The sequence below is a fragment of the Paenibacillus sp. FJAT-27812 genome (assembly GCF_001273905.1).
Taxonomy (GTDB): Bacteria; Bacillota; Bacilli; order Paenibacillales; family Paenibacillaceae; genus Pristimantibacillus.
This window is the reverse complement of sequence record NZ_LIGH01000001.1, coordinates 1,362,441-1,382,498: the sequence shown is the minus strand read 5'-3', so window position 1 is coordinate 1,382,498 and position 20,058 is coordinate 1,362,441. Positions and strand designations below refer to the sequence as shown.

The 20,058-nt window shown below is 47.4% G+C and carries 15 protein-coding genes; 10 read left to right on the top strand and 5 right to left on the bottom strand.

The features are described from left to right. Positions 1-1,891, top strand: a 1,891-nt coding sequence (locus ADU23_RS05840; protein ID WP_197286043.1) for an S-layer homology domain-containing protein, incomplete at its 5' end; no start/stop codon positions are given. A gap of 67 nt (positions 1,892-1,958) precedes the next feature. Here ADU23_RS05840 and ADU23_RS05835 read toward each other — a convergent pair. From ADU23_RS05835 to ADU23_RS05825, 3 genes are all read right to left on the bottom strand, one after another. Beyond that, the gene (locus ADU23_RS05835; protein WP_053372888.1) at positions 1,959-2,744 is read right to left on the bottom strand and encodes a hypothetical protein; all 786 of its coding nucleotides are present in this window, start codon (positions 2,742-2,744) and stop codon (positions 1,959-1,961) included. Positions 2,745-2,764: 20 nt separating this feature from the next. Continuing rightward, on the bottom strand, positions 2,765-3,754 hold the full coding sequence (locus ADU23_RS05830) for an ABC transporter substrate-binding protein (protein WP_053372887.1): 990 nt from the start codon (positions 3,752-3,754) through the stop codon (positions 2,765-2,767). 128 nt (positions 3,755-3,882) lie between these two features. Beyond that, positions 3,883-5,523 carry an AraC family transcriptional regulator gene (locus tag ADU23_RS05825; RefSeq protein ID WP_053372886.1) on the bottom strand — a complete coding sequence of 547 codons (1,641 nt, stop codon included), beginning with the start codon at positions 5,521-5,523 and terminating at the stop codon, positions 3,883-3,885. Positions 5,524-5,741: 218 nt separating this feature from the next. Here ADU23_RS05825 and ADU23_RS05820 point away from each other — a divergent pair, with 218 nt between their 5' ends. From ADU23_RS05820 to ADU23_RS05805, 4 genes are all read left to right on the top strand, one after another. Next, positions 5,742-6,320: a hypothetical protein gene (locus ADU23_RS05820; protein ID WP_053372885.1), complete on the top strand. Its 579-nt coding sequence runs from the start codon at positions 5,742-5,744 to the stop codon at positions 6,318-6,320. Between the two features lie 177 nt (positions 6,321-6,497). Then, positions 6,498-6,842 carry a PadR family transcriptional regulator gene (locus ADU23_RS05815; protein WP_053372884.1) on the top strand — a complete coding sequence of 115 codons (345 nt, stop codon included), beginning with the start codon at positions 6,498-6,500 and terminating at the stop codon, positions 6,840-6,842. After that, complete coding sequence (locus ADU23_RS31740; protein WP_231637323.1) at positions 6,839-7,396, top strand: DUF1700 domain-containing protein; 558 nt, start codon at positions 6,839-6,841, stop codon at positions 7,394-7,396. Before ADU23_RS05815 ends, ADU23_RS31740 begins: the two co-directional genes overlap by 4 nt. Positions 7,397-7,447: 51 nt before the next feature. Next, positions 7,448-9,376, top strand: coding sequence for an AraC family transcriptional regulator (locus ADU23_RS05805; RefSeq protein ID WP_053372883.1), 1,929 nt, complete (start codon positions 7,448-7,450; stop codon positions 9,374-9,376). A 272-nt stretch (positions 9,377-9,648) separates the two neighbouring features. On the opposite strand, the gene ADU23_RS05800 is transcribed toward ADU23_RS05805, so the two are convergent. Together ADU23_RS05800 and ADU23_RS05795 are read right to left on the bottom strand one after the other, a co-directional pair. Beyond that, entirely contained in the window at positions 9,649-10,170 is a 522-nt protein-coding gene (locus ADU23_RS05800) for a hypothetical protein (RefSeq protein WP_053372882.1), read from the bottom strand. A 19-nt stretch (positions 10,171-10,189) separates the two neighbouring features. Continuing rightward, positions 10,190-10,714, bottom strand: a complete 525-nt coding sequence (locus ADU23_RS05795) for a hypothetical protein (protein WP_053372881.1) — start codon at positions 10,712-10,714, stop codon at positions 10,190-10,192. Positions 10,715-10,914: 200 nt separating this feature from the next. On the opposite strand from ADU23_RS05795, the gene ADU23_RS05790 reads away from it, so the two are divergent. From ADU23_RS05790 to ADU23_RS05770, 5 genes are all read left to right on the top strand, one after another. Continuing rightward, positions 10,915-15,339 carry an endo-1,4-beta-xylanase gene (locus tag ADU23_RS05790; RefSeq protein ID WP_197286042.1) on the top strand — a complete coding sequence of 1,475 codons (4,425 nt, stop codon included), beginning with the start codon at positions 10,915-10,917 and terminating at the stop codon, positions 15,337-15,339. A 151-nt stretch (positions 15,340-15,490) separates the two neighbouring features. Continuing rightward, the gene (locus ADU23_RS05785; RefSeq protein WP_231637322.1) at positions 15,491-15,688 is read left to right on the top strand and encodes a DUF2188 domain-containing protein; all 198 of its coding nucleotides are present in this window, start codon (positions 15,491-15,493) and stop codon (positions 15,686-15,688) included. A 433-nt stretch (positions 15,689-16,121) separates the two neighbouring features. After that, positions 16,122-17,279, top strand: coding sequence for an ROK family transcriptional regulator (locus tag ADU23_RS05780; protein WP_053377484.1), 1,158 nt, complete (start codon positions 16,122-16,124; stop codon positions 17,277-17,279). Between the two features lie 27 nt (positions 17,280-17,306). Beyond that, positions 17,307-18,311 carry an asparaginase gene (locus ADU23_RS05775; protein WP_053372878.1) on the top strand — a complete coding sequence of 335 codons (1,005 nt, stop codon included), beginning with the start codon at positions 17,307-17,309 and terminating at the stop codon, positions 18,309-18,311. A gap of 85 nt (positions 18,312-18,396) precedes the next feature. Then, positions 18,397-20,010, top strand: a complete 1,614-nt coding sequence (locus ADU23_RS05770; RefSeq protein WP_053372877.1) for a glutathione ABC transporter substrate-binding protein — start codon at positions 18,397-18,399, stop codon at positions 20,008-20,010. Positions 20,011-20,058 lie beyond the last annotated feature (48 nt).

Sequence of the window (20,058 nt, the reverse complement as noted above, 5' to 3'; positions counted from 1 at the left end):
GCTATTTGAAGACTCTTGGGTTGAATTGGTGCTAAAAACGCCAGCCGATGATTTATATGGTAAAAACGAAATTTTGCATTTAACGGTGAATTACGGGTATGAGGTGACCGTGACCGGAACGCCGAGAATTCCGCTAGTCATCGGCACGGGCAGTGCGACCGAGGTTGTTTATGCCTCTTATTCGGGAGCACAGGGTGTAGCGTTAACCGAGCTTTCCTTTGCTTACGAAATTCCGGAAGGGCTTGAGGACGAGGACGGCATTGCCATTAACCCGCGGTTGGATCTCCAAGGCGGTGCGAGCATCAGGCGCGCGAGCGGTTCGGCAGCTTCGGTTGCGTTCGCGGAGCAAAACACGAGCGGACTTCGGATCGTGTCGATTCCGCCGGTTGTTGCTCTTGTCGCTGGAGCAAATAACGGTTCAGCGGCGGAAGTGACAGTGAATGCAACCGTAAAAGGGACTTCGGCGGGTAACACGCTAGCGAAGCTAGCCTGGCTGTCGGGAAGCCATAACATTGCTGATTATGCGGGCGGTGCCGGTACCGATATTTTGGCAGCGCAGAAATTCAGCGTCACCGCAAACGGCATCTACACTGTCTATGCCAGGGATGCGGCAGGCAATGAATCGGTGAAGGAGATTGTTATCACCGGGATCGGTGCCATATCTCCGGGGCCAGGAGGTAACGGCTCAGGAAATCCGGACACGGCTCCTGCAAACACGGCGAGCATTATGCTTGGCGGGGTTCGCACAGAGGTACGCATGACGACGGAAATAGCCGCTGATGGACAGCCTGTGAAGAGGCTGCACCTGACACCCGAGCAAGTGGCGAAGTCGGCTGCCGCTGGTCAAGCGGATTTGCTTATTACGGTGGAGGGGCTAGGTTCCGCGGTTAAGGTGAGTTTACCGGCTGCATCTATCCTCATGCTGCGTGAAACTCATCCGAACGCCATCGCAAGGATAAATGTGAACGGGAACAGCCTGCAGATTCCGCTCAGCGGAGCCAAAGAGATTAAAGGAGAAGGGATAGTGACGGCCACGATTGCGCAAGCTTCGGATACATCAGGGAACGCCATAAAGCAAGCAATCGCCAAGCAAGGCGCCGTTTCGTTACTTGAGCATCCGATCATGATCACGCTGGATGTTGATGGTAAGCCGATTAACGCTCAGCGCACAATCACCTTGCCTGCGGCGGTTGCCCAAGGCATAGCGACGGCAGTATGGATGGATGCGAATAACAAGCTGCATTTTGCGCCTTCTTTAATTGCTAGCAATGGGACTGTAACGATCCAATCGCCGCATGACGGCGTGTATGCGGTCATTCAATTGAATCGAACGTTTGCGGATTTACAAGGGCACTGGGCGCAAGGGGATATTGAGCTGCTGGCAAGCAAGCTGATTGTTGACGGTCAGCCAGATGGAAGCTTCGCTCCGAATCATACGATTACTAGAGCGGAATTTGCCGCGCTGCTCGTACGAGCGCTTGGGCTGCAAGAGGCAAACGCGGGCGAATTTTTTACGGACGTGAAGGAGTCGAGCTGGTACGCCGGAGCGGTAGGAGCGGCAGAGCAAGCGGGCTTGATCGGCGGCTTTGAGGACGGCTCCTTCCGGCCCAATGCGAGCATCACACGCGAGCAGATGGCTGTAATGATCGCAAGAGCATTGTCATTCGCCGGCAAAGCGCAGCAAGCTGAGAGTGCAGGCGCGTTGCAGCTATTCGCTGACGGAGCAGATATCTCAGACTGGGCCATCGTTGCGACGGAGCAGTTGGTCGAAATGGAGATCATCCAGGGGTTGACCGACACGACGTTTGTACCCAAAGCGAATGCCTCCCGGGCGCAAAGCGCTGTAATACTGAAACGCATGCTTCAATATTTGCAATATATCAATTTGTAACGAAAAACAACCTTCGCCATCCATAGGATAACGAAGGTTGTTTTTGATTATCTTCTGAAGCTGACGTTTACTGTTGCTGTGCTCTCATCAATGCCCGATCTTTTTCTTTCAATCGCGGGCATTCGTAACAGTAGCCAAATTCGCTATCCAAACTATAAGCGAGGCAGCAGGCTGTTTTCACTAGCACTTTATGTGATGGGTTGTTAGGGTGCTGAGTGAAGTTCAGTTTAATATCAAAAGGGTTTTTGCGAAGTCCGAACGCTTGGCCCTTAACGCCATGAGTAAGCATTTTAAAATGATAAATGATGCTTGTTCGGCGATCTTCATCCGGCGCTGCGGCTAGGTCTTCTTCCATTTGAGCGTACAGTGCATTAACGATCTGTCCCCATAGCGGAATGGCGTTCAACTGAGCAAGCCTGGACAAAATTTGAATGAAGGGCGTTACATTATCCGCATAAAAGGTATCGAGCGTTTTCTTGCACCAACGATCACGGTCTATTATCGGAATGCTGCTAAACCGAGCTTCGTTGATTTGAAAGGAAAAGAGGGGATAGTGCTCCCCTGCATATAATTGAACGGATAAATTAGATAATGACAAATCCAAGAGCTGTTCATCGCCGCAAGAGAGCATATGCTGCATTGCGCCGCATACTCCCGCATACCAACTCATAAAAAAAGCTGCCGCAGCCGAGCGTTCTCTAGCTTTGATAAGCGGGCCGTAGGTGTGGATTAAGAGCCCCATATTATCTGCTATTAATAGATCGGAAGCCGGGAGGGTGAGCACAGTGTTTTCGAGCTTAGCCAACGTAAGGGCAAATCTCTCTTCCAATTGCCGAAAATCAACCGTGCCCACTGCATGCCCTCCCATTATTTTTATTTGTTTTCAAAAGCGTGAATGACGTCGTCAATGGCATGAATATCTGCAAGGGGAGACATGCCCAGACTAAACCATTCCTTGCCGCCCATCATATAAACCTGGTTTTTCTTTACGGCCGTCATGTTTTTCCACAACGAGCTGCTCATCATTTCCTCGTATCTGCTCTTTACTTCTTCGCTGGACTCATCATCTAGCTGCAGAATGATATGGTCAGGATTATATTCCGGTATTTTTTCAAGTGAAATCGAAAGGCTTAGCTCGCTCTGCGGAAATTCTTTAACCGGAGTTAAGCCTAACGTCTTATGAATGAATTTGCCCCGATCGATATTTTCTCCATAAATAACGATTTCCTTCGCCATAATCATCAAATACATGACGGTCTCGTCGCCAACAAGCGAATCAAGCTTCGTTTTGGCTTCGCCTTCTTTGGTTTGCAAATCTTGAATGACCTTTTCAGCCTGATCTACCTTGCCAAAAACCCCGCCAATATCGAGCAGCTCATCACGCCAATTGTCCCGCTGTGGAAGAAGCACAGTTGGCGCGATTTTGGAAAGCTGATCATAATCCTTATCGGACCACCATGTAGGGGCAATTATTAAATCCGGCTCGGAGGCCAGAATAGCTTCGAAATTAGGCGTTTGGGCAATTCCCATCTTCAGCGTATCCTGAAAAGGTTCCTTCAGATAGGCTGGGAAATCCTGATGATAGTTTTGTACGGCAATAGGCGTAACGCCAAGCGCGTACAATAACTCCGGGTAGACGACAGAAAGTCCGATGACCCTCTTGGGATCAGTGGGGATACTGATGTCTCCCTTCAAAGTTGTAATTACACGCTGTGTATCGGTTGCTTCTGTGTTTGTGTTACCAGCATTACCAGCTGTAGTTCCCGCCGTATTCGGCTCGGTTTTATCAGCTCCACAGGCAGTACTTAACATAACTAACAATGCGAAAGCGATTCCTGCAATCCAACGTCCACGCTGCTTCATTCTCCGGTGACCCTCCTGAAAATCTAATTTATCAATGACAATCCTCTATTAAAATTGATTATCATTATCACATATCAGGAGTATAGATGAATTTGCAGCTTTGGAATAGTGACGATAACGACAAATTTTTATGCACGATCCCGCCAAAGCTTCAATGCTTCATCGAGCATAAGCTCATGGATGAAAGCTGAATATTCTACCCAAGGATACGAAGGGAGGAAATCTACACGGCTGTTCCGGACGGCCTTCAGGCTGCGCCATAGCTCAGAGTTCATGAGTGTGCGCCAGCTCGCTTGAGATAGGCTATCCTCGTCCACGATGAGCAATAGACGATCCGCATCAAAATCCGCTAACTGAGCCGGGGTCAACTGCTGATCCTCCTTCAATCGATCGACGCCGCGCGGCGGGGTCAGCTGCAGGTCGTCATAAAACACGGTGCCCAAGCTCCTGCTGCCCAACGCATGGTATCGTTCTCCGGTAATTCTCAGTATGAGGAGACTGTCATTCTTGAATGCAGGTTTCACCTGTTCGCTTACAAAGAGAGCTTTTCGATCATAGGCCTCAAGCCACGCTTCCGCAGCGGCTGTCTTGTCCAGAAACTGCGCAACTAAGCGCAAATGGATACGCCAATCGTTATCCTTCCATGGCACAAAATACGCGGGTGCGATTTCCTTGAGCATGGCCTGTTCATCCACAGGTACAAGATTATCGACGCCAATGATGAAATCAGGGATAGCAAGCCGAATCTCTTCCCGCTTTATTAACGCTTTCGAGCTTAGCGGCAGGAGTGCGTTCATATGGTACTTTCGTGTGTAATAATCGGTCCAAGGGTGATCGGCTGGTGCGGCGGAAGGATTAACTTGAAGCGCAATCAGTTGTCCGATGTTGGAGGCATTGTAAGCAACTATTTTTTGCCTGCTGTTCTTCATAAATGCCGCTGGAGGAACGCCCGATATTTGTTTGAATTTGCGTCGAAAATAAATATCGTCATGATAACCTACATGACGCGCAATATCCCGTAGACGATTTTGCCCGCCTATCCTCATAAGCTGCTGTGCCTGCTTAATTCGGAAAATTGCCAAATAGTCGATCGCGCCGCAGCCATGCCTCTTTTTAAATAACCGCATAAAATGACGAGTGCTCATTCCAGCTACTTTGGCCAAATGATCGATTGTCAGCTCTTGCTGATAATGCTGCTCCATATAACCTTTTACGTATTCAAGCGCCGCTTCGGAATCGTTTTCTTGTGCATGAAGAGCATTTTGCAAAATGGTATGCAGCATCTCTTGAAAGAGAATTTGGCCTCGAAACCGATTTAAATGATTATCGTCCAGCTGGCATTGGCAAATGCTTTCGCACAAAGCATTAATGGAAACCGGAGATGTAACGACTACTTCCCCTTTTACCGGAAACGGACTATTCCGATTGATGATCTGCATCGTACGGACTGACGATCCGTCATCCTCCATCACATCGAATCGCATATGATAAAACCCGCGTTCATCAAAGGAATGCGCAGCTGCTTCCACGAGTTGTCCGGGCAAACAAACGTACGCGCTGCCTTGTCGGAGCTCGGTGAATTTCCCGTCGATGGTCAGCCAGCCTTGACCGCTTGCTGCAACAAGAATCATGTGGGACTCCATAAATTGAAGGCGCAGCTCCCATTGATTTCGTTGGTTCTGGATATGTTCCATTTTCCGAAGCTTGAAGCACATGCCTTCGAGTGAAGCGTATTCGGTATTTTTAATGTTCTTCTCTCTATCAGACAAGCAAGCTCACCGCCCTTATGACTAGCTAAGGAACATTTTAGCCCACAATGATTCTCGCTGCAATCGATGTCGGGCGCACACCATTGGTGCACAGCATTTTATCTATACGTGAGTTATATGCCGTGCTATAGTCAGCTTTAATGCATACAAATATTATCCAATAACATTTCGATAGAAAACCAAAACGTTAGATGAATCCACAGCAAAGGAAGAAAAAAATGGAACTCATAGCCTTTGTTTCAGGATATAACGCTGATTCGAAAAAACTAATTTGTTTTAACTGGAATGGGAAACATAGCAGTGACTTTGAGGATTACAATCAATCGTTCAGAAGAACAATATTGAACTATATTTTTGAAATAGATCCGACAGATATCCCAATGGAGCTGTTAAGGGATTTATTTTTAGCGGAAGCATTTTGGGCGAGAGAGGCGTGGTGCGTCTATCAGAACTTTTATGTAATCGGAGAAAAGCTGATTAGGTATGGGGGCATACCATATATTGATGATTTTTTAGAAGGTGCTTTCACTAGCTTTGACACGTATTGCTCGAGTAGAATGATGGAATTGTTCGATTATGATTTTTCCCATTTAATTAATGAACTAAAAACACGAAAAAAGAAAGCAAAAGATTCGGAGTCTAGACAGCGTTACAAAAATGCAATTGAACTATTTAAGACTTATATGAAAGGTAATCCGAAGGAAGGCATTATTAGTCTAACGGGAAGCGTAGAAGTTAAGGACGTTAAGGAAATTAAACATAACCTATTTTTCAGGCTGTTAAATAGGTTTAAGTAAGGACATATCGACAGTTGTACACGGCAGAGCATGGAAGGGGATGACCCTTTGTGCTCTGTTTTATGCGTTTGTCGTAGAGAGCATTGGGTTGCATAGAAAAAACTATAATTTTCAATTTGATACCTTGAATCACACAGTACTGTGTGATAACATAAACGCAGAAGGGGCGGCGATTTAATGGATATGTCGGAATGGACGACTCAGGCACGCCGGGGAATATTGGAGTATTGCGTACTCCTGTTGATTGGCGGGAAGCCTTGCTATGGTTATGAATTGGTCACGCTGCTAAACCAATGGGAGCCGCTTGCCATAACAGAAGGAACGCTTTATCCGCTTTTGCGGCGGCTAGTTAAAGACAAACATCTGGAATCGTTCTGGCAGGAGTCTGAATCGGGACCGCCGCGCAAGTATTACAGCTTGACCACAAGCGGGCAGCAATTACTGCATACGATGTCATATGAATGGAATAAGATTGCTGGGGCCGTAAATCAAATCGAATTGTCTAGGGGTGAGGAGCATTGATAAGTGCACAAGGAAAAGCTTACTTGGATCAGTTATACAACAACCTTCGGAAATTGCCGGAAGAGGATAGGCTCGATGCTGTTCGTGAAATTGAAAGCCATATCACGGATGGCATTCGGAGCGGTGAAGCGGAAGGCGCGATTTTGGCTAAGCTTGGTGCCCCCCGGCAGCTCGCGAAAGCATACCGCAGCGAATTTATCGTGCAGATGAAACCAAGATCCATCAAAGATATTTTGGCCATGATAAGTTTTTACTGTACAACTGGATTGCTTAGTGTTTTTGTCGTGCCGATCTTAGCAACGATTGCTTATGGCTTCGGCTTTTGCACGGTGCTTACGTTATTAGGTGGCATTATTCGTACTTTCGGTGTCACATGGATCAGCATGGACCTGGGGCCCAACTACTCTGTTCCAACTGCATGGAGCATGCTCTATGCGCTTGTCGTTGGTGGAATAATCGGCAGCATCGCATACGTTAGCTGGAAATATTTAAAAATTTACCTTGCCTATCTTTCCAGCCGTTATCACAGTATGCTGGAGACAAGAATTCGATAACGGAATGCCGTTAGCTTCCATCTTGACCTATATTCATTACGGGGTGATTTTATGGAATGGCCAGAAACGATCAGAGTATGGAACCAAACGCCGATCAAAGTACTGGACATTCGACATTTTGTGATGAAGCCGGGAGAGGTGCTGCAGTCCTATCGTTTTCCTTCCAGCGCTTTTCTGTTCACTAACCAAGGAGAGGCTGGGGTGATGCTTGATGGGGTTGAGGTTTCGTCAGCTCAGTTTCAAGTACTCCACGGGGGAAAGGGCGCAAATGTTAATATTCGCTGTTTAAATCGCAGGTTGGACTATTATTTGGTCTTATACAAGCCAATTGATAGCTCAATCAGTCCATCCGCGCATAGGCGAGGGGAGCGGCATTTGCCATTTGGGAGACGGTATGCTTTTGAAGCAAAAAATCCATTGGCTTTGCTTTCTCTTCTTGAGCGTATGCACCAGCATTGGACCTGCGGCGATGAACTGGACAAGCTTCAAGCAACAGGGCTGTTCTATCGATTTGTACATGAGCAGTTTCGTCAGCTGCAAATAGCAGAGACCGAGGACTCAGCACCAGATTTGGCAGCACAGATCGCGCAATATATGCACGAAAATTATTCCAAGACGATTTCCATGGAGACGATGGCTAGTCTCTTTCATTATAGTACGCATTATCTCTCCAGGGTATTTAAGCGCAAGTATGGATGCAGTCCGATCGAATATCTCATTCAGACTCGCATGAAACGAGCTCAATTTTTGCTGTCGGAGACGGATGCCTCTATTCGCGACATTGCCGAGAGTGTAGGGTATAAGGATATTTATTACTTTAGCCGGCTTTTTAAGAAATTGACCGGGGCAACTCCAGCGCAATTTAAAATGCATAGACCTGGGCTAAAAGGTTCAATTCGTACGAATATTATGCCCGAATCGTTCATTGCTCCCCAAGCAGGAGAAGGCTATATTGTTAATAAAGATAATCATTATCAACAAGAAGCTTGGAGAGTGAATGAAATGAATATTAGTTTTAAACCTGCTTTTGCAGTGGCGCTCTTGTTTAGCCTTTCTCTGCTGCTTGCTGCTTGCGGCGGTGCGGGTACGGAAACAAAGGAAGCTGCCCAAGGCAATAATCAGCCAAAGAATGAGACTGTCACTGATGTAAAAGCAGAGACAAGAACGTATAAGGATGACCTAGGGCGACAGGTGGAAATTCCGGCGCAACCAAAGAAGGCTGTCATTATTACATACGGAGGGTATTTGCTTCCACTCGGCATAAAACCGCTTGGCGTTGATCAGGCTGTACGCGATCATTATCCGGATGAAATGGCCGAAGTCGAAAGCATTGGCGAAGGGGTAGGCAACGTTGAGGCGATCTCCGCTTTGGAGCCGGACATCATCATACTGCCCGACTATTTTGATACAGAGGTCTATGCGACCTATGAGAAAATTGCCCCAACGGTAGCCGTGGCATGGGGCGGGGATCCCGATGTAATCAATACGCTGCGTACGATTGGCGATATTATGGACCGTAAGCAGGAAGCGGAAGCTTGGATTGCCAAGTTCGAGGAGAAGCTGCAGCGAATTCGCGATCAAATCGATATTCATATCGATCCAGGGGCTACCGCAATCACCTTTATTCTTTATAAGGGAGAAGTGCTTTTGGGAGGCGTAGGCGGTACGTTGGGGAAACTGATCTACAAGGATTATGGCTTCCAAATGCCGGAGCAATTCAAAAAATATGCGGATGGCGGCGGCGTTTTATCGATGGAAGAGCTCGCAAATCGGCCAGCCGACTATTTTTTCACTCAAATGACGGATGAGGAAATGGTTCATATGACGGAGCTGTTCAAGGAACCCCTCTATCAAGCTATTCCTGCTGTGAAAAACAATCGTATCATTAACGTTTCCCGTGACAAATGGAATTATGGTCCAATTCTGGCGGAGGAAGCTGTAGATGCGTTGATCGAACAGGTAGCCCTTTCGCAGAAATAAGAAGTTAGAGGTTGCTGGCGAGGCACGCAAAGTAAAAATAAAAAATGGACAACCAAAAGCTAAACTAGCAGATGGTTGTCCATTTTTTTAATGTAACTACTTCGCAGCCGTTACGCGAACCTGCTCATTTTTTTGGAGCAATAAGGAAAAAGAAAGCGGGCTTTTTTTGTCAGATTTTAATCTAGGTATCATTGGAACCATTGTGATAGGCCTCCTTTACTACTTTTATAGTAACAATAGCATATGGAAGAAAGTAGGGTCAATTGTAATATTTATCTTTTTTTGCAGATAGAAGAAAGATACGTTTTTACCTCTTGGAAATTTCCTCTATACCGGTATTCCCGTTCATGTGCGCCTTCTTGTTCGCTAACTTTAGTTGCAAATTTGGCGTACAGCCGATTAAGGTAGCTATGGCTTGCCAATACGTTGAATTCCATCCAAAGCACCTGCGGATTATCGTTTGCGATATGCTGGGCAAGGTGGTAAAAGCCATCTAGAAACAACCTGCTGCTGCGATATTTTTCGTCGACGATAACGGAGTCAACAAAAGCGATTTCCCCGTTAGGATCATGCTCGTAACCTGTCGTTACATAGCGAAAATTCACCCAGCCTATGGGCTTATTGCTAGAATCGAGGGTTAGCATAATGCTTGATTCCGGCAGTGTGTGCAAAATATTTATAAGCGCATCAGGCAGTGTAATATGATTGCGAAAATCATGCCGGTTTTTGATGAAAAACAGGGCATATCGGGCAAAATCGGCATCTGTCCTGCATATCAAGTGCTGTGCAAGCATGTAGCTAACTCCTTTGTAATTAATAATAGCGTTCATGCGGATAGGCCATGGCGAAGGCGTAGAAGCTTTTGAAATCGGCTTGATATTGTGTGTTTATTCCGTAGTCGGTATGCGTTGCTGACATTTTCATCGCAAATCGGGCACTTATTTTCTCTAATCCGGTGCGATCCGTTGCCCAAAACCGGAGCTCGAGCGGGGGCTCTTTTAATTGCGCAAGATGTTGCGCCAGAAACTGAAGCACCTGCAAAAATAGCCGGCTACGGCGATATTTTTCTAATAGAAACAGAACTTGAATCTGCACGATATGAATATCCTCGTAATGCTGCTCTCCCGTTCCGTGTATGTATCCGACTGCCCCAATCACATTTTGTTCATCATCTAACACTAAAATCGCTTCCCGTTCCATAAAGATAGGGCTTGAGAGATAGCTGAGAGACACGGGAAAGGAGTAACCCAGCTTCAAAAGCTCGTAATTTTGCAGAAGAAACTCGATATATTTCTCTTGATAGTTAGCCGTTGCGCAGACCGAGAAATGATAGTTCATTTTGCAGTGACCATCCCTTATTTTGGTTGTATCGTGAGTATACCATTAACTGGGCGATGTGTGACCTTGTAAAACCGATTTGATAATCATCTATTGTTTTTAGAGTAAAATCTATATTTCCATAGGTATTTAATTCCTTGTCGTCTTGCTAGAATACATTTGTAAGCGTTGTCATTTTATAAGATTTAAGGAGGATGGATATGCGTAGTAAGTTAAGCCTAATGTTAGCTTTTATACTTTTGTTCGGATTGTTATTGCCGCTTGGAAGGTACGGGAACACCGCGCAGGCGGCATCAGCTGCCGTGCTTCAGAACGGATTTGAGGATGGCCTTGTTGGGAGCTGGAAGCCTTTTAACTGCAGCGGGGGGACAGCGCAAGCGGCGGTTTCTTCAGACCAAGCGGCAACAGGCAGCAAGTCCTTGCAGTTATCCGCTCGAAGCAGCGTAAGCTGCAGCCCGAGCATTGAGCTGAACGCTTTGCTTAAGGAAGGGCACAGCTATGATATTTCGTTTAAGGCAAGGCTGGGTGCAGGCTCCGACCAAGCGCATGTCACGATGCGGATGACGGGTCAAAGCAACAACTATGCTTGGATTATTAGTAACCAAGCGATTAACGATCAAGAGTGGACCACCTTTTCGAATACCTCGTATACAAGGCCGGCGGGCACTGCCTCGCTGACGATGTATTTGGAGACGGCAGCGTCAACTGCCGACGTCTTCATCGACGATGTGCTGATCGTTGATAATACGCCTTCGGGTGGAACGGATGAACCGGGAACGCCTCCGGTAGGGCCATCGGAATTTGGCTACAAATTTGATGGCGGCACAGCAGAAGGCTGGGGACCTAGGGGAGACGGCGTTGTTGTAGCGGTATCCGGCGAACAGAAAAGATCAGGCGAGTATAGCTTGAAAACGACAGGACGATCGAGTGATTGGCATGGGCCAACGGTAAGCGTGTTTAATAAGCTGACGAAAAACGCGAAGTACGAGGTTAGCGCTTTTGTCAAACTTGTGGATGCGCCAACATCGTCCCATTCCTTTAAAATTTCAGCGGAGCTGGACGCAAGCGGCTCCAAAAGCTGGGTGAGCGTTGCTTCGGCGGCGGTATCGACGGCAGATTGGGTAGAGCTCAAGGGTACGTTTAGCTTCAACTCGAATCTTACGGATTTAAGCTTTTATATTGAAAGCGCGAACGTAATGGATTCCTACTATATTGACGATGTGCTCGTGAAAATGACGGAGCTTCCGGTAACGATCCCGCCGGTTCAAACGGATCTTGCAAAGCTGCGGGAGGTTTACGATAGTTATTTCAAAATCGGGGCGGCCTTGGAGCCGAACCAGCTGGAAGGAAAGAGCAGAGAGCTTCTGGATCTGCACTTTAACTCCGTCGTGGCAGAGAATGCGATGAAACCAGGCTCGATTAATTCGGTAAAAGGAACCTATAACTTTGAGAGCGCGGACAGGCTTGCTAAGTTCGCCCGAGATTATAAAGTGAACATGCGCTTCCATACGCTCGTGTGGCATTCGCAAGCGGCAGACTGGATGTTCTTGGCTGATGATGGCTCAGCGTTAACGCCTAGCGCGGAGAATAAAGAGCTCGTCCTTCAGCGGCTTAAGGATTATCTAGGGGTAGTCGTACCCAGATATGCAGACATTGCGACGGATTGGGACGTTGTAAATGAGGTCATTGACGAAGGCAGACCAAATGGGATGCGCGACAGCCTATGGTATCAGCTAACGGGCGAGGACTTTATTAAAGTGGCATTTACCGAAACGCGCAGATTGCTCGATGAGATGTATGCGCAGGACCCGGTGAAATATGCAATTGCCAAAGATTCTAAGCTAATTATCAATGACTACGGGACACATAATCCGCAAAAAGCGAAGTTTCTTCTTAATCTGGTTACAAGATTAAAGGAACAAGGCGTGCCGATTGATGGCATTGGCCACCAGACTCACATTAATATTAGCGGGCCTTCCATACAGCAGATTTCGGACTCCATCAAAATGTTCGGCGAGGCTGGCTTCGATAACCAATTAACGGAGTTTGACGTTTCTGCTTATACGAATAACACGGATGCCTACCAAACTGTGCCTCAGGAACTGCTTGCGAAGCAAGGCTACCGTTATAAAGAATTGTTCGATGAATTGAAGAGATTGGATGATATGGGCAGGACGGCTGGCAATCCAGAGGGTTGGATAAGCAATGTCACCTTTTGGGGAATTGCCGATGACCATACATGGCTTCATAATCGCCCAGTTACCCGTCAAGATGCTCCATTTGCTTTTGATAATAATTTTCAAGCCAAGCCCGCTTATTGGGGGATGGTTGACCCATCGAAGCTAACGGCGATTAATAAAACAGCAAATGCTGTTCATGGAAGCCCGAGCCTAAGCGGCTTGAATGATCTCCTTTGGAACACAGTGCCGGTCATTCCACTGGAGAAAAGCGGCGTCTTGGAAGCTGGAATGAAGGTTTTATGGGATGAGGAGCAGTTGTACGTGAGAGTCGACGTGTCCGACAAATCAAAGCTAGCCGGTGATAAGGTTGATTTGTTCGTGAAGGAAGGCGGCCAAATAAAAGCGGTACAAATATCGCGGGGAGCAGCCGGCTCCGTGGAAACGGAGAAAGGCTATACCATCGTTGCGGCAATTCCGCTTGGCGGCAGCACGGCTGGCGGCAAGGTTTCTTTCGATATCCGCGTGACGGATTCCGGAGCGGATGACGGTACGGAGCATGGCAAAAATGGCAGCATCATTTCTTGGAGCGATCTGGGCAACAGCCAAGATACGAATAGCAATAACTATGGCGAGCTGACGCTTATTCCGGGAACGCTCATAGCCAGCGCGAATTATGGAACACCTATTCTTGATGGGGAGATGGACGCCATATGGGCTAGTGCGAATAAGCTTGCTACTGCCGTTAAAGTAGAAGGCGGCGAGGGCTCCAAGGCTGAATTTTACACGATGTGGGATGATACTCATCTTTACGTATATGCATGGGTAACGGATAAGAAGCTGTCCGCAGCCAGTCCAAACCCTTGGGAGCATGATTCCATTGAAGTATTCGTGGATCAAAATAACGGAAAAACGAGCTCTTATGAAGCAGATGACGGCCAATATCGGATTAATTACGAAAATGTCCGTACAGTTGGAGGCCATGCCTCGCATGACAACTATCATTCTGTAACCAAAAACGTATATGGATCGGATGATCTCGCTACGGGATACATTGTCGAGGCTGCCATACAGCTGGATATGATTACGCCTGGTAACGGAACCGTGATCGGATTCGACCTCCAAGTCAATAATGATGATAACGGGGCGGGCAAAAGAGACAGCGTATGGATGTGGAATGATCCGACGGGCAAGTCATATGAGAACACCTCAAGGCTAGGCGTGGTTGTATTGGCAGGCAAGCCTGGCAGCGGAGCTGTTGAAAGCGGCAGCTCAGGAAATGTTTCGCCGGCTCCGTTGAAGCCCGGCGAGCTCAATGTGACTGTAGATGCGAATGGATATGCGAAAGCCTCCATTACGGATGCCGACTTGAACAAGGCGTTTGCGGAGTCCAAATTCGGTTTGCTGAAATTGCATGCGAACGGTACGGATAAGGCGAAGCAAATCTCGGTTGCGCTTTCGGCTGCTCAAGTTCAAGCTGCAAAACAAGCAGGCATCAAGACGATCGAAATTAATGCGGGACTTGCAGTCGCTCAAATGCCGGTTGCGCTGCTTGAAGGTGCTGGCAGTTCGGATAACGTTGTACTTAACATCAGTAAGGTTGCTGCGGAGACATTGTCTGATGAGGTTCGTGCGCAAGTAGGCGCGAGTTCCGTATACGACTTCAAGCTAACGATTGGCGGTAAAGCAATCAGCCAGTTTGGCGATGGTTTGTCCGCAGCTCTATCGCTACCTTACACGTTGCAAAACGGCGAAAATACGAATCAAATTGTAGTTTTGTACCTTGCGGATGATGGGAAACATGAGGTTATTAAAAATGGGAATTATAACTCATTAACAGGTAGGGTTGAGTTTAAAACGACGCACTTCAGCCAATACGCTGCCGTTTCCGTTGATGTGAGGTTTAACGACGTGGCATCCATCGCTTGGGCTAATGACAGCATTCTCGGCCTTGCGGCACGCGGCATCGTTAAAGGTGTATCGGAAGATGCTTTTGCACCGAGTCGTGCGGTAACGAGAGCAGAGTTTGTTCAAATGCTGATGCAAACGCTTGATCTTGGGCAAGCAAACGCGAGCAGTTCGTTCCTGGATGCAAAGGAAGGCGCTTGGTATTACGATGCCGTTGCTTCCGCTCAGCAATTAGGCATTGTAACGGGATTGGCAGATGGCTCATTCGGAATAAATGACAAAATCAGCCGTCAGGATATGGCGGCAATGGCGTATAGAGCTATTCAGAAAATCGGCATTTCTTTAGAAGGTGTGAATGATGAAGCTGCGTTTAATGACCATGCGGCAATTGCGGATTATGCCAAAGAGGCTGTGACATCACTGCAGAAAGCAGGCATCGTAAGTGGCATGGGCAACGGAAGCTTTGCTCCAAATGATTCAGCAAGCAGAGCCCAAGCGGCGGTTATTATGTATCAGCTTTTGCAAAAGTTCATGAATTAATTGCAGCTTTATCGGTTGTATGGGGGCACTCTTACCCATGCTTCATGCTCTGCCTGTTTAATCTCGTCTGCATGAAGGGTAATAGTTGTTAGCTTGCTGCAGGCGGCTCTATGGACTAGAAGCTTGCGATTCATTCCGAGAGGAGGGCAACATGATGCCATGGACAAAAGAGGATTACCCGGAATCGCTCAAAAACTTTATGGCTCCCGTTCGCAACAAAGCGATTGAAATTGCGAATGCTTTGCTGGAGGATGGCTATGAAGAGGGTAGAGCGATAGCGATTGCAACGTCCCAGGCGAAGGAGTGGGGCGAGAACCGAGACAAGCAAATCCGCAAGAAGAACGCGTAGGCTAGCTAAGCTGCGTCAAAAATCGTCTTCAATCTGTCGATTCTTACGAGTCGTCTGGAGTGAAGGCGATTTTTTGTTGCTTTTACAGGCAAATGGAGCGAATTCCAAAATGAAAGCGGTGCTATTAAATAGAAGGGGAAGATAGAAAAACATTCATTTTATGTCAGGTATGTGTGATGTGTACGGTGAAATGCAGATATATATTCCGAGTTAATCGCTTTCATTTCCGAGATAAAATAATATAACGATAAATGATGTCATTGATATTGACACCGTTACGTTGAGCGTTTATCATTAATACCAGCAGTGGAGAAACTAAATTGGTAAATCGATGAAACGACGGTTTTCAACGGTATTTAATGTGATTAATACGTCTTATCAGTGGAAAATATATGTATTTAATTCAGTGGAGAAAATAATGGGAGAGACGTCCGTGAAAAAGCATGATCAGGATTTTATGAAGAGGCAAAATCGCCTTACCGTCTTTGAGATCATTAAAAACCAACATCCCATATCCCGCGCTTCTATTGCCAAACAGACGGGAATGAGCCCGACTACAGTCAGTAGAATTGTCGGTGAATTGACGGAGCAGGGTTATCTTTTGAACTCCGATCAAGTATCGGCGGGCCTAGGCAGGAAGTCCACGCTCCTCGGCATGGTTAATGCTTCGGTGTTATCGGTTGGCGTTGATCTGGATCGCAGCTTAATGAGCATTGGTATCGTGGATTTGCAAGGCAAGCTTGTTTGCGGCAGCAAGTACCCGCGTGTGCCGGACGAGAGCCCGGAAACGACGCTTTTGCGCATAAGTGAAGCGATCGAACAATTGCTGCAAGAGCAGGAGCTTGACCGTACGCGCATCGTTGGCATCGGTATCGGGCTTCCCGGCATCGTGAACAATGAAGAGGGCATCGTCGTATTCTCCGTTCAGCTTGGCTGGAAAAATGTGAAGCTGGCCGAGAGACTGAAGGAGCTGACCGGCTTTGAAATTGCGGTTGACAATGAGCTCAAGGTGCGGGCGCTTGCCGAGCATTTGAAAGGGGCTGCGCTCGGTTCTAGACGTACCGCGCTGCTCGGCTTTGGTCATGGCGTTGGCTCCGCGATTATTCTCGAAGGCGAGATTTATCGAGGGGTTATGAATAGTGCCGGTGAAATTGGCCATACGACAGTAGATCCAAGCGGGATGATGTGCGAATGCGGCAAAGCAGGCTGCCTGCAGACCTACATCAACATTAGTTCGTTGTTATCGGAAGCCAATCGCATTCGCCCAGTAGGCACGATCGAAGAATTATTTGAAGCAAAGCGTGCGGGGGAGCACTGGGCCGTTCATCTGATCGATCGCGCGCTTATGTATATGGCCATCACGATCAACAACGTCGTATGCATGTACAATCCTGACAGCGTGATTTTAAGCGGCGAGCTGGTTGATAAGTTCCCTGATATTCACGATGAGGTCGAGAAGATCTATCTCTCGCGTTTCTTATGGGAACCGCTCCGCGATTCATTCGCATTCCATCGTTCGATGCTGAACGAGCGGGGCGTCATGATCGGATCGGGACTGTTGTCACAAAATCGTTTTTTCGCATTGGAATAACTTTATTCGAACGGGGAGGTCGCAAGGATGGGCTTTACAACACTAGTAGAAGAATATCGCGGCGGCGTACTTGAAAATGTACATTACGGTGCCGTTAGCGTGGTCGATGAGAAAGGAAACATCCTGTATAAAGCAGGCAATCCGGAGCATATGACGTATCTCCGCTCTGCCGCGAAGCCGTTCCAGGCGCTGCCGGTGATGAAGCGAAGAATCGATGAGGTATACGGATTGACGAGCAAGGAGGCTTCGCTTTTCACCGCTTCGCACCGGGGAGAGGCTTTCCACATCGAAGCGCTGGAATCCATGTTTCAGAAAATGGGGCTAAAGGAAGAAGGTCTTCATTGCTGCGCTACGTATCCGCTTAACGAGGATGCGAAAGCAGACCGTCACCGGGCTAACGAGCCGAAGCGCAAAATTTTCCACAACTGCTCAGGCAAGCATGCGGGATTGTTGGGCCTCAGCAAGCATATGGGCTGGGATGAACAAACCTATTACGATCCCAATCACCCTGTGCAGCAAGAGATTATGGAGATGACGGCTTACATTGCCGAGGTGCCAAAAGAGTCCATTCCGCAAGGCATTGACGGCTGCGGATTGCCGATCTTCGCGCTTCCGCTTCACAAGATTGCTTATTCCTACCTGAAGCTTGCCTGTCCCGACTTGATCGAGGATATCGATATACGAAATGCTGCTGCCGCCACCGCAAAGCTGATGAATGATAATCCCGATATGATCGCCGATACGAAGTTTGTCTGTTCGGCATTGCTGAAGGATGACAACCTGACGGCTAAAGGCGGGGCTAAAGGCGTATACGGCATTGGACTCCGCAAGGAGAGAATCGGCATCTCGCTGAAAGTATCCGACGGTTCCGAGCAGGTTTGGCCTTGCATTATCGCATCGATACTAGAGCGTATCGGCTACAGCAATCAAGATACGATTGACCGTCTGTATGCGCTTGTGCCTAATGAGATTGTGAATGACGGCGGAACGCCGGTTGGCGAACGTCGAGCTGTTTTCCAGTGGCAAGTCTGATTTAAAGGCAAGAATAATCTCCAAGTCGAGTACTACCGGTTTAGGAGCTGTTCTAATACATCATTTCTATAGGGGAGTGTAGAAGATGAAAGCAAAAGGAAAAGTAAGTTCGATGTTCATGCTGTTGCTCATCCTAGCTGTAGTTGCTGCAGGCTGCGGCAAAGCGAACAATAACGGAGGCACAGGCAACACTGGCGGCGACGCGACGAGCAAGCCGGAAGCAACGAATACGGCAACGAAGAACGATAAGGATATCGTTATTGCCATTAATGCTAACTTTATTACGCTTGACCCGCACAATGCGAGTGACACCCATTCGATCAGCGGCGGCAGAACAATGTATGAAGGCTTGATGGGCTTTGATGAAAATATGCAGCTCATTCCTGTGCTTGCTACAAGCCACGAAATAAGCGCAGACGGACTCGTGTACACGTTCCACTTGAAGGAAAATGTTAAATTCCATGATGGCACTGACTTCAACGCAGAGGCTGTTAAGGTGAATATCGCCCGTATTCAAGATGAGAAAAACAACCTAAGATTGCGCAAAAGCTTCGCTAAAGTTGCTAAAGTAGAGACTCCCGATGCGAAGACAGTAGTCATTACACTTAGCGAGCCTTATAACGCATTTCTAAATAAAGTAGCTATGGCGGGAATCATTAGCCCGAAAGCGCTCGAGGAGAGCGGGGCTGATATTGCGAAGAAGCCAGTAGGTACAGGTCCTTTCAAATTCAAAGAGTGGGTTCAAGGCGATCGTTTGGTCGTGGAGAAAAATGCTGAGTACTGGCAGCAAGGGCTGCCGAAAGTGGACAGCATCACATTCAGACCGGTACCAGAGAACGGTTCGCGAATTGCGATGTTGAAAACAGGCGAGGCTGATTTCATCTATCCGATGCCAACGGAGCAAGTGAAAGAAGTTGAAGGACAAGAAGGCATGACGATCGATACGATTGATTCGACCATCGTTCGTTATGTGACACTGAACACGATGAAGAAGCCTTACGATGATGTGAAAGTGCGTCAAGCGATCAACTATGCAATCAACAAAGAAGCTTACATTAAAGTTGTAAAATCGGGCCTTGGTGCAAAGCTTGATTCCACCATGTCTTCGAAGACACAGTACTATTCACAGCAATCGGGCTACGACTACGATTTAGACAAAGCAAAGCAGCTGCTTGCTGAAGCAGGCTACCCGGATGGTTTCGAAGCTGAAATCTGGGGCGAGAATGAATCCGAAACGATCAAAGGGATGCAATTCATTCAACAACAGCTAGCGCTTGTAGGCATTAAGCTGGAAGTGAAGTCGATGGAGGGCGGTACGCTTTCCGATCAAATCAACTCCGCTAAAACGCCTGAAGAAGCAAAAATCCAAATGTGGTATGTAAGCTGGTCCCCATCTTCAGGTGATGCAGATGGTGCGACAAGAGGTTTGTTCAGCAGCGAGATGTTCCCGCCTGCAGGCTCCAATACGGCTTATTACAAAAATGACAATGTAGACAAATGGATCGCGGAAGCGAATAAATCAACTGATCCAGAAGAAGCAAAAGGCATTTACGCTAATATCCAAAAAACAATTTGGGAAGAAGCGCCATGGGCATTCATGGGCGTTGACCAAATTATCTCAGGCAAAAGATCATACCTCGAAGGCGTTAAAGTTTATCCGGACGGTTCCATCAATGTCCTGAATGCAGAAGTGAAATAATAAGCTTGCATGACAAACGTTAGGCTTAGTACCACATGAAATGAACGG